Genomic DNA, 11,087 nt, shown 5'->3' on the forward strand with positions numbered 1-11,087 from the left:
AGCTTGCTCTGGAAGAGTCGTCCCCAATGGGGGAGGCTCTTTTTTTCTGTTTTGAACAATAGAAGCCATGTTTCTTTGGATGCTTGAATTTAATTGTTTCACCCCGCTGTGGGCCACTGCATACGATAAGGCATACATGTGGTGAAAGGAGTGACGTCCCGATGCTGACCGGTGTCCGGATTATAGTCATGGGCGGAGATGCACGGCAGCTTGAAGTCATTCAAAAGTGCGCAGAGCTGGATGCTACGGTAAGCGTGGTGGGCTTCGATAAGCTAGAGTATTCCATTCCGGGTATTGAACATCAGGAGTTGGAGGACGATGTATTTGCTTCGGCAGATGTACTGGTGCTTCCTGTAGTTGGGTGTGATGATCAGGGAAAAGTGAGTACTTCGTTCAGTAATACTTCAATTTTTTTGAAAAAGGAACATGTTGCGGCATTGCCGGAGCATTGTATTGTGTTCACTGGCATGGCGAAGCCTTTTTTACGTGATCTATGCCGGGAAAATGGTCTGCGGCTTGTTGAAGTACTCGATCGTGATGATATCGCGCTCTACAACTCCATTCCGACAGCCGAAGGCGCCATTGGCATGGCGATTCAGGAGACGGACTTCACGATCCACGGCTCGGAATGCATTGTGCTTGGCTTGGGTCGAACAGGTTTCACAATGGCCAAAACGCTTCAGGGACTTGGAGCAAAAGTACGGGTGGGAATCAGGCGTGAAGAGGATGCTGCTCGAGCAGCGATAATGGGCTGGAAGCCTTTCATGACAACGGATTTGGCCGCTCAAACCGGGGATGTTGACTTGCTTTTTAATACGATACCGACTATGATAATCACAGCACAAATCCTGTCCAAAATGCCGCAAAAAGCAGTCATTATCGACCTCGCATCCGCTCCTGGCGGCTGTGATTTCAGGTATGCCGAAAAACGCGGTATCAAAGCGCTGCTTGCGCCTGGCCTCCCCGGCATTGTTGCTCCCAAAACGGCTGGCGGCATTATTGCCGACGTTTTAATCCGTTTGCTTTTGGAAGAACAAAACGCACGGGAGGTTGAACAATGAACTGGCAGGGAAAAACGGTAGGTTACGCAATTACAGGTTCTCATTGTACGTTTGAAGAGGTTATGCCGGTGATTAGCCGCTTTGTAGCCGAAGGTGCCAATGTTGTCCCGATTATTTCCAATTCGGTTCTGACTACGGATACACGCTTCGGGACCGCGCAAAATTGGCAAAAACAGTTGAAAGATATAACGGGGAATGATATCATTTCTACAATTGTTGAGGCAGAGCCGTTAGGTCCTTCCAAGTTGCTTGATGTGCTCGTAATTGCTCCATGCACAGGCAACACGACGAGTAAGCTGGCTAACGCGATGACGGACAGTCCGGTTTTAATGGCAGCCAAAGCCCAGATGCGAAATCAGCGTCCGCTGGTGCTCGCCATTTCCACAAATGACGGTCTTGGGTTGAACGCTGCGAACATCGCCAAGCTGCTTGTGGCCAAATATCTGTATTTCGTGCCCTTTGGGCAGGATGACCCGGTGAAAAAACCAAATTCGTTAGTGGCTAAAATGGAGCTGATTCCGGAGGCATGCTGGAGTGCGCTTGAAGGCAAACAGTTGCAGCCAATGATTGTGCAGCGTTCTGCACAGGCTTAATAGTTTCTTAGGTCCAACGTAACATGTTTTCAGACATGATTCTGTACAGACTTAGTTACGGGGATAACGGTTATACGCTTGAAGAAATGAAGATGGTTCGAGAGACAAAGAAAATCATGGGGACGTTATGCTGGCATGAACAGCTACCTGTGCCCACGTTCCTTTCATCAAAAGGGCAATCCTGCTTGCAAACGATTAGGTCAGGCAAGCGGGATGAGTGCACGGGAAACGTGTGCGTCATGATCTCGATAACAACCGCGGCCTTCATTTGGGGATGGTTACACAAAATCTCCAAAGAGGAGCGGCATGAAATGCCGTATAAATTGCTGAAATTATCGCATCGGAACGCTCCCTAGGGTGATCCATTTGTTGAATTGACCCGTGTCCAGTCTTCTTGCGTACACAAATGGAGGAATAAAGATGCGCATCATGGTACAGAAATTCGGAGGTACGTCTCTCTCTACCGTTCAGGCGAGAGAGCATGTGCTCCGTCATGTTAAACGTGAACTTGAAGCAGGTTTGAGTCTGGTCATCGTTGTGTCAGCGATGGGTCGCCGCGGCGATCCCTATGCTACGGATACGCTACTGGATTGGACTGCACAGAACGGAAATGCACTATCTGCACGCGAAAAGGATTTACTGCTGTGCTGTGGTGAAATTATATCTGCGACGACTTTGAGCAGTTTGCTTGAACATGAAGGCATTCCAACTACAGTGCTGACCGGTGCACAAGCAGGTTTTGTGACGGACGACAATTTCGGGAATGCCCGAATTTTGGATGTCCGTCCTGTTCGTGTGCTGGAGCAGCTTCAGGTTGGGCGTGTTGTCATTGTTACAGGGTTTCAGGGGCAGACCGAGAAAGGTGACTTTACGACGCTTGGTCGTGGGGGAAGCGATACATCGGCAACAGCTCTTGGTGCAGCATTACACGCTGAGATGGTGGACATATACACGGATGTAAATGGGATATTGACAGCAGATCCACGGATCGTGGAAGATGCTCGCCCGTTGACTGTTGTGAGCTATGCCGAGATATGTAATATGGCTCATCAAGGGGCCAAGGTAATTCATCCACGTGCAGTCGAGATTGCAATGCAATCCCAGATTCCAGTGCGTGTACGGTCTACCTTTGCTGATAGCGAAGGGACGCTGGTTACGCATCCAGAAGGATTCCAGGATGTGCAGACAGGCATAATTGACCGATATGTAACAGGGATTGCCTATGTAAGTAATGTTACGCAAATAACGGTGGAAGTGCCGGGCGGTGCAGATCGTTTACAGCTGAAAGTGTTCAAAACGATGGCTGAAAATTCGATTAGCGTAGATTTTATTAATGTTACCCCCTTGGGAGTTGTCTATACCGTTTTCGATAGTGATTCCGAGAAAGCTATACAGGTACTGCAGGAAATTGGTCTTAAACCGCAAAGCCTTTCCGGCTGCGCCAAAGTTTCCGTCATCGGTGGAGGTATCAACGGAGTGCCAGGCATTATGGCACGGATCGTGGAATCCTTGACACTGGCGGATATCCAGATCCTGCAATCTGCAGATTCCAATACAACGATTTGGGTACTTGTGAAAAAAGAAGATATGGTTCAAGCTCTTAGGGCGCTTCACGCCTCATTCGAACTTCACTTGTAGGGAGGCCGAAGTCAGCGGAGCCGGACCTGTTTTGAAGGAGGAATCGAATTGGACTTTGGAAGATTGATTACAGCAATGGTCACTCCGTTCAACGAACAAGGGGGGATCCATTGGGAGGAAACTGCACGTCTGATAGACTATTTGATTGAAGATCAGAAGTCTGAGACGCTCGTTGTTTCAGGAACAACTGGAGAATCTCCCACGCTAAGCGACAAAGAAAAAGTAGAGCTATTCGAATTCGCAGTAAAACATGCGGCTGGACGGTGCAAAATCATTGCCGGAACAGGCAGCAATAACACCGCCCATTCAATCCATCTAACTCAGGACGCTGAACGTGCTGGCGTAGATGGCGTTTTGCTGGTTGTTCCTTATTACAACAAACCAAGTCAAGAGGGAATGTACAGACATTTTGAAGCGATCGCTAACGCGACGAAACTGCCAATTATGCTATATAACGTTCCTGGGCGTACCGCAGTCAGCCTTTCGGCTGCAACAACGCTTCGTTTGGCTCAGATTCCTAACATTGTAGCTACGAAGGAATGCGTATCTTTGGAGCAAGTCACGCAGATTGCTGCGGGTGCACCGGAACATTTTAAGGTGTATTCTGGTGATGACGCTGCTGGCTTGCCCGCCATCGCAGTAGGCGCTTATGGGATTGTTAGTGTTGCTAGTCATGTGGTAGGCGCTGAGATGAAACAAATGATTGATGCCTTCTTCGGCGGAGCGCCCGTACAGGCGGCTCAGATTCATCAGAAGTTGTTTCCGGTGTTCAAAGGCCTATTCGAGTGCCCGCAGCCTTTACCGAACCCTGTAGCGGTGAAATACGCTCTTACATTGCGAGGTCTGAACGTAGGGTCCGTACGCCTTCCGCTTATTGCCGCAACAGAGGATGAGCAAGAGTTTATTCGTAAGCTGTTAAACGAGTAAGCATGCGGGATATGGAACTAAATTTGTTAACTTTTATAAACTTATAAAAATGACAGAAGAACCGCTCCGCATTAAGAGGAGGCGGTTCTTTTTTTGACGGCGATTGTTAAGTTTCTTTTCACAACCGTGGGCAAACGTAGGGGTTAACGAGAGAGTGACTTGTTTTTTTTGTTTTTAATCATGTATAATGATGTCAAGTGACTGGGTGCGGTATTTTTTTGAAATTGAAAGCGACATCGTTTCTCGGTGTGGCTTTGTGGTGAAAAAGGAAGGAACGGCTAAGAAGGATCATTTCAGAATCCATCTTGTGGGTGAAGGGGAATAACTTCGAAGAACTTCTTCCAAATATCGTGAATAAAGGTGCTCTTTTGCATTCATCCCTATTTACGGGCATGGGTGTGATGGACTGCTTTTCTTAACTTACAATAAAATAATAAGGTACGACGTCCAACTACCATAGGAGGTTTAGATTCATTTGTCTAAGAAAAATAACAACGATAAACTGATGATTTTTGCTTTGGGCGGCGTAGGCGAGATTGGTAAAAATATGTACGTCATCCAATACGCGAACGACATTGTAGTCGTAGATGCTGGTCTTAAATTCCCGGAAGAAGATATGCTTGGAATCGACATTGTCATTCCTGACATTTCTTATCTGACTGAAAACCGTGACAAAGTAAGAGGGATTATTTTGACTCACGGACATGAGGATCATATCGGTGGTCTGCCATATGTTCTGAAACACTTGAATGTTCCTGTATACGGAACAAGGCTGACTCTCGGACTTGTGGAGAACAAGCTGAAAGAAGCCAATTTGCTGGGTGAAACAAAGCGCATCCTGATTGATGCGGATTCCGAGATTCAACTCGGCTCTGTATTAAAAGCAACGTTCTTCGCTACTAACCATAGTATTCCGGATTCCGTCGGCGTATGTGTCGAAACACCGGAAGGCGCAGTTGTTCATACAGGTGACTTCAAATTTGACCACACTCCAGTCAATGGTCAGTATGCAGATCTCCAGCGTATGGCTCAGATCGGAACCAATGGCGTACTTGCCCTCTTGTCCGATAGTACCAACGCAGAGAAACCTGGATTTACACCTTCGGAGAAAAATGTGGGTATCGTTCTGGAAGACATCTTCCGCAAAGCAAGCCAACGTGTCGTTGTAGCAACATTTGCTTCCAACGTACACCGGATTCAACAGGTTATCAATGCAGCTGAAGTAACTGGACGTAAAGTCGCAGTTATTGGACGCAGTATGGTAAATGTGGTGGGCATTGCTTCTGAACTGGGTTACCTTGAGATTCCAGACGGCATGATTATTGAGCCCGAAGAAGTAGGCAAAATGGCTGCTGACCGTGTAGTAATTCTGTGCACAGGTAGCCAAGGCGAGCCGATGTCAGCGTTGACACGTATGGCACGTTCCACTCACCGTAAGGTAGATATTCTGCCTGGAGACACCGTAATTATCGCAGCAACACCAGTTCCAGGTAATGAGAAATATGTAGGCCGTACGATTGACGAACTGTTCCGTTTGGGTGCCAACGTGCATTACAGCGGTGCAAACAGTGGCGTTCACGTATCCGGTCACGGTAGCCAGGAAGAGCTGAAACTGATGCTTAACCTGATGAAACCGAAATATTTCCTGCCGATTCACGGTGAATTCCGTATGCAGCGCCGCCACGCGGTACTGGCTGAATCTGTAGGCATTGATCCAGATAACATTTTCATTACGGATATCGGTGAAGTGGTTGAAATTCAAGGCGGAGCAGCACGCAAGGCAGGTAAAGTTACTGCAGGTAACGTGTTGATCGACGGTTTGGGTGTAGGCGATGTAGGTAACATCGTATTGCGTGACCGTAAATTGCTGTCGCAGGATGGTATTCTGGTTGTCGTGGTAACGCTGAGCAAACAGGATGGCAAAATTGTTTCCGGTCCGGACATTATCTCTCGTGGATTTGTCTATGTACGCGAATCGGAAGGACTGCTTGATGAAGCCAATCGCATCGTCAGCAGCACATTGCAGAAGTTGATGAGTGAGAACGTTAACGAATGGGCTTCACTCAAAACGAATGTTAAAGATGCACTCGGACGCTTCTTGTATGAGCAAACTCGTCGTAGACCGATGATTTTGCCAATCATTATGGAAGTTTAAAATAAATCAAACAAAAACATAAATTCAGGCACACAGTCGCCCCTTCTCTACGAGTAATATTGGACGGTTCCTCGTAGAGAAGGGGCTTTTTTTGTTGTTTTCTGGTCCTACACCAGATTAAGGAGAAATTGATGAGTAACCGGGTATAAGTGAGCTGGAACATTCCCCATACTAAGGAAATACATTACATGTTTCTGGAGAAGGGGAGTAATCGAATGAGCGAATACATGAAAAACAAGCAAACACCGCAATCGGAACAACCGAGCATCGAGGCACCAGAAGTACCTGCACAAGAGGAAAAGACCATGTCTCCTGTAACAGAAGCCATTCAGCAATTTGGACAGACGCAGTCCCCCGCAGCTGAATCGAACATCTACTGCATGACCATCATCGGTCAGGTGGAAGGACATTTAATTTTACCTCCGCAAAACAAAACAACAAAGTATGAACACATTATTCCACAGCTGGTTGCAGCAGAGCAGAACCAGCGAATTGAAGGCATTCTGATCATTTTAAACACGGTAGGCGGAGATGTGGAGGCGGGCTTGGCTATTGCTGAAATGATTGCTTCACTCAGTAAACCTACGGTTACGGTCGTCATCGGAGGAGGGCATAGCATCGGGGTTCCGATTGCGGTTGCCTCAACCTATTCGCTAATCGCGGGTAGTGCAACAATGACCATTCATCCGATCCGCATGAACGGACTCGTTATTGGTGTGCCTCAGACGTTTGAGTACATGGAGAAGATGCAGGAACGTGTTGTCAGATTTGTTACGTCGCACTCGAATATCTCTGAAGAAATGTTCAAGGAACTGATGTTTAAGACAGGCGAACTCAATCGGGATATCGGAACAGCTGTGGGAAGTGCTGATGCGGTCAAACATGGATTGATGGATGCCGTAGGTGGGATTGGTCAGGCCATTGCCCAGTTGAATCAGCTCATCGGAGACAAGAGACAGACGCTGCAGGCAGGGGGCTATACCCAATGACACTCTACACAGTGATGCCACCTGAACTACTATGGTCAGGGATGTGGAATGAGGGAGAAGACACCCGGGAGATCAAGATGAATGGGTTATTGATGCAGGTCAGACCTGTTAATGAACATGAGGCTGTCATTGTACGTTTACTTGAATGCCCCTTGGAAGCTTATCTGAATCCCGCCAATATGCCCGGATCTATCGTTCCGCTTTCGGGTAACTCGGGACCAACATAACACGACGAAATGAGACAAATTGAGCAGAAAAAGAACATATGTACGGATTATATTTGTATGGTATAATATTCTTCTGGGGGTGACCTGATTTTGGCCAGAAGAAAAAAGAGGAAAAAAAAGGCCGCAGCGTTTAGCGGCGTTTTAAAATATGAAATTTACGGCATTGTGCTTATAACCCTTGCCGTCATCGCTTTGTCGGGTGAAGCAACCGTAGGACGATCACTTTCCAAGATGTTTGGATTAATGCTTGGGAAGTTTTATTTTGCGATTCCGCTTATAGGGATCTATTATGGCTTAATGGTGATGATTCATCGAAAATGGCCAAGTGGCTGGACAACGCGCAAGACAGGGCTCGTATTGCTGGTGTTCGCCTTAACCCTGATGAGCACCGTCTCTGCCATGCACCAGAAGCTTATACCGGTTGGAGCTCTTGAGCCTGGTGCTGTACTTACACAGATACATAATGATATGCAAACCGAGCTGCTCACGCCTGCTGCGCCAGGCGAAAGGGATTCGATGCTCAATAAGGACATTAGCGGCGGTTATATCGGAGCGGCGCAATTTGCCTTGTTCTTGTGGTTGTTTGGCAGCTTGGGTGCACGTTTGATTATGATCGTCATGTTCATTATCAGTTTCATGCTGATTACCAATCTTTCTTATGTCGATCTGATCCGAATTTTCAGAACCAAGATATGGGATGCAGGAAGTTCGATGTACAAAAGGCTGGAGGCTAGACCGGCAACTCGTGCCGCTTCAAGCTCTGCGGGCAAGAAAAGTGGGAATGTCCGCAAAGTGGTGCCTGTTCCAGTAGTGGACGACGAGGAAGATGATGACGATGAAATGCATGATCAGCAGCTACCGAAACGAAAATCACCTATATTTTTCCAATTGTTCGGAAAATGGGGTTCTGATCGGGAACGGATGAAGGCTGAGCGTGAATTTGATCAGGATGACTCTTCAGACACGGAAGATGTTGTCTACCGAGCAGAGCAGGGAAATCTTGCAGATGCATGGCAAGACGGGCCAATCATCGTATCTGATACAACGGCTCCAGCAGCTGTTGCGGTGCAATCAAGAACTAATTCAGCTCCAATTATCCGTGACTTCTTTGAACACGTCAGAGCAGAGGATGCGAGTAAAGATGATGATCTGGATGATGCGTATCCTTTTCCAGATGATCTAACGGTTAATATGCAGGGAGAAGAGCTTCCGATCAAGGTTTCAGATGAAATACTGGATACTAATGAATGGACTGAAACCGCGAATGCCGGAGCAGAAGTGATGAAGGCTGAGGGCGGTATTTCAGACGTTGAATCTACGTTGAGCAATGCGGCTCAAGTTTCGGATACGGAGGGGCAGGAAGTGCAACCTGTTAAGCCCCCACCACCACCTCCGAAACCTTATAAGCTTCCGTCGTTCCGACTTCTTTCCAAGCCCAATAATGGAGGCAAGGGTGGCGACCAGAAGGATTATATGCAGACTGCTCGCAAGCTGGAAGCAACGCTGGAAAGCTTCGGTGTTCGTGCCAAAGTTCTTGAAGTGGTCAGAGGACCTGCTGTTACACGATATGAGATCCAACCGGATATAGGTGTGAAGGTCAGCAGAATTGTAAGCCTGACAGACGATATTGCATTAGCCCTGGCGGCAAAGGATATCCGGATGGAAGCACCTATTCCCGGCAAATCTGCTATAGGTATTGAGGTGCCGAATGGAGAGGTATCCGTTGTAACGATGCGGGAGGTCATGGAGACAGCCACTTTCCAGGATGCCGAATCCAAAGTGACTATCGCATTTGGACGGGATATCTCCGGACAGACGATTATCGGTAATCTGGCTCGTATGCCCCATTTGCTGGTGGCTGGTGCGACGGGTTCAGGTAAATCCGTATGTATCAACGGTATTATTACCAGCATCCTGTACAAAGCGAAGCCGGATGAAGTGAAATTTCTGATGGTCGATCCCAAAATGGTCGAGCTGAACGTATATAACGGTATTCCGCATTTGATGGCACCTGTCGTAACCGATCCCAAAAGAGCTTCACTTGCTCTCAAAAAGATTGTCGTTGAGATGGAGAAAAGGTATGAGCTGTTCTCCAAATCGGGTACACGTAACGTTGAAGGTTACAACAATCTCATGAAGGACAATCCAGCCGCAGTGTTGCCTTATATCGTTGTTATTGTGGACGAGCTGGCAGACCTTATGATGGTTGCCGCAGGTGATGTGGAAGACGCGATTGCCCGATTGGCTCAGATGGCACGTGCCGCCGGTATCCATTTAATTATTGCCACTCAGCGTCCTTCTGTAGATGTTATTACAGGTGTAATTAAAGCCAACATCCCGTCCCGGATTGCCTTCGGTGTATCCTCTCAAGTGGATTCCCGGACGATTCTGGATATGGGTGGGGCCGAGAAACTACTGGGTCGTGGAGATATGCTGTTCATGCCAATGGGAGCTTCGAAGCCGGTTCGTGTACAAGGCGCTTTCATGAGTGATGAGGAAGTTGAAAATATCGTGAATTACGTGCGTGGCCAAGGTGAAGCACAGTATGACGAATCCATTGTGCCTGAGGTGGATGATTCCGTTCAGGCAGCAGATGAAGTACAGGATGAGTTATATGAACAGGCGGTGCAGATTATTTTGGAGGCAAAGCAAGCCTCGGTCTCTCTGCTGCAGCGTAGAATGCGGGTCGGTTATACACGTGCAGCACGTTTAATTGACTCCATGGAAGCCCGAGGCGTGATTGGTCCTTACGAGGGGAGCAAACCAAGGGAAGTATTGATCTCGCTGGAGCAGTATCAACAGAATAAAATAAGCTCGTAATCCACAGCGGATGCAAGCGAATTTAAGGGGCTGTCTCAAAAGCCCTTAAAAAGCATCTCGATGAAAAGAAATAACACCCATACGTTCAAAAGGGACAAAGCAGATGTTTATCCTGCTCTGTCCCTTTTACGTTTTTCCGTCATGGCAGCTTTTTTGAGTAGATTGTGGGCAAGGCAAAGCCACCCGACCTCCAGGCTTACTTTTTGCAAGCCGCGAAGCAGGAATCTTCGGAATCCCCGGTTGTTTTTAATTTGTCCAAACACACTCTCGGGCTCCGTCATGCGCTGAACTGAAAGCGTATAGCCTTCCTCACTACGCAGGCGTTCCCGCATCTCGTTTTTTTGACGCATATAGGTGAGGCTGACGGTAATTTCCCGATTGCCCTTCGCTGTTGTGCATTTTGTTTTCAGGGGACATTCGCTACACTCTGCACTTCGATAATGACGTGTCCGAATCGTGTAGCCACTCTCCGTTACCGTCCGACTTTCATACCGGAAATGTAACGTTTGTCCAGCCGCACAGGTCCACGTATCTGTCGTTTCGTTGTACCTCCAGTCGTCCACTTTACCGGTGGCTTGCTGAAAAGCCCTTGTTTTCTCCTTGTGATATGTCCCATATTTGACGATGGCCTGAATGTTGTGTTCTTCCAAATAGCTGTAGTTTTCTTCACTTCCGTA

General features: G+C 47.6%; 10 protein-coding genes. 9 read left to right on the plus strand and 1 reads right to left on the minus strand.

Features of this window, described 5'->3' with window-relative positions; all coding sequences use genetic code 11:
- Positions 1–161: 161 nt before the first annotated feature.
- The 9 genes from dpsA to P5G61_RS08075 all read left to right on the plus strand — a co-directional run bounded on the left by dpsA (position 162) and on the right by P5G61_RS08075 (position 10,410).
- Positions 162–1,061 (plus strand): dipicolinate synthase subunit DpsA, encoded by a 900-nt coding sequence (dpsA, locus tag P5G61_RS08035; protein ID WP_301245981.1) that lies wholly within the window; start codon positions 162–164, stop codon positions 1,059–1,061.
- Entirely contained in the window at positions 1,058–1,654 is a 597-nt protein-coding gene (locus P5G61_RS08040) for a dipicolinate synthase subunit B (protein ID WP_024630269.1), read from the plus strand. Before dpsA ends, P5G61_RS08040 begins: the two co-directional genes overlap by 4 nt.
- A 23-nt stretch (positions 1,655–1,677) precedes the next feature.
- Entirely contained in the window at positions 1,678–2,010 is a 333-nt protein-coding gene (locus P5G61_RS08045; RefSeq protein WP_301246007.1) for a hypothetical protein, read from the plus strand.
- Between the two features lie 64 nt (positions 2,011–2,074).
- The gene (gene dapG, locus P5G61_RS08050) at positions 2,075–3,292 is read left to right on the plus strand and encodes an aspartate kinase (protein WP_301245982.1); all 1,218 of its coding nucleotides are present in this window, start codon (positions 2,075–2,077) and stop codon (positions 3,290–3,292) included.
- A gap of 48 nt (positions 3,293–3,340) precedes the next feature.
- Complete coding sequence (dapA, locus tag P5G61_RS08055; RefSeq protein WP_301245983.1) at positions 3,341–4,219, plus strand: 4-hydroxy-tetrahydrodipicolinate synthase; 879 nt, start codon at positions 3,341–3,343, stop codon at positions 4,217–4,219.
- A 475-nt stretch (positions 4,220–4,694) separates the two neighbouring features.
- Positions 4,695–6,374, plus strand: a complete 1,680-nt coding sequence (locus P5G61_RS08060; protein WP_024630273.1) for a ribonuclease J — start codon at positions 4,695–4,697, stop codon at positions 6,372–6,374.
- Between the two features lie 227 nt (positions 6,375–6,601).
- Entirely contained in the window at positions 6,602–7,363 is a 762-nt protein-coding gene (locus tag P5G61_RS08065) for a ClpP family protease (protein ID WP_301245984.1), read from the plus strand.
- Positions 7,360–7,590, plus strand: a complete 231-nt coding sequence (locus tag P5G61_RS08070) for a YlzJ-like family protein (protein WP_285079484.1) — start codon at positions 7,360–7,362, stop codon at positions 7,588–7,590. Before P5G61_RS08065 ends, P5G61_RS08070 begins: the two co-directional genes overlap by 4 nt.
- 90 nt (positions 7,591–7,680) lie before the next feature.
- Complete coding sequence (locus P5G61_RS08075; RefSeq protein ID WP_301245985.1) at positions 7,681–10,410, plus strand: FtsK/SpoIIIE family DNA translocase; 2,730 nt, start codon at positions 7,681–7,683, stop codon at positions 10,408–10,410.
- A gap of 107 nt (positions 10,411–10,517) precedes the next feature.
- On the opposite strand, the gene P5G61_RS08080 is transcribed toward P5G61_RS08075, so the two are convergent.
- Positions 10,518–11,087 (minus strand): transposase (locus P5G61_RS08080; RefSeq protein ID WP_301245986.1); only part of this gene is annotated, 570 nt, incomplete at its 5' end.

It is taken from the genome of Paenibacillus vandeheii (genome assembly GCF_030433635.1).
Lineage (GTDB): Bacteria > Bacillota > Bacilli > Paenibacillales > Paenibacillaceae > Paenibacillus > Paenibacillus vandeheii.

Excerpts from the sequence above, each read along its gene's own strand:
- dpsA (WP_301245981.1), top strand. The coding sequence starts at position 162 with ATGCTGACCGGTGTCCGGATTATAGTCATGGGCGGAGATGCACGGCAG.
- P5G61_RS08040 (WP_024630269.1), top strand. The coding sequence starts at position 1,058 with ATGAACTGGCAGGGAAAAACGGTAGGTTACGCAATTACAGGTTCTCAT.
- P5G61_RS08070 (WP_285079484.1), top strand. The coding sequence starts at position 7,360 with ATGACACTCTACACAGTGATGCCACCTGAACTACTATGGTCAGGGATG.
- P5G61_RS08045 (WP_301246007.1), top strand. The coding sequence starts at position 1,678 with ATGTTTTCAGACATGATTCTGTACAGACTTAGTTACGGGGATAACGGT.
- P5G61_RS08065 (WP_301245984.1), top strand. The coding sequence starts at position 6,602 with ATGAAAAACAAGCAAACACCGCAATCGGAACAACCGAGCATCGAGGCA.
- dapG (WP_301245982.1), top strand. The coding sequence starts at position 2,075 with ATGCGCATCATGGTACAGAAATTCGGAGGTACGTCTCTCTCTACCGTT.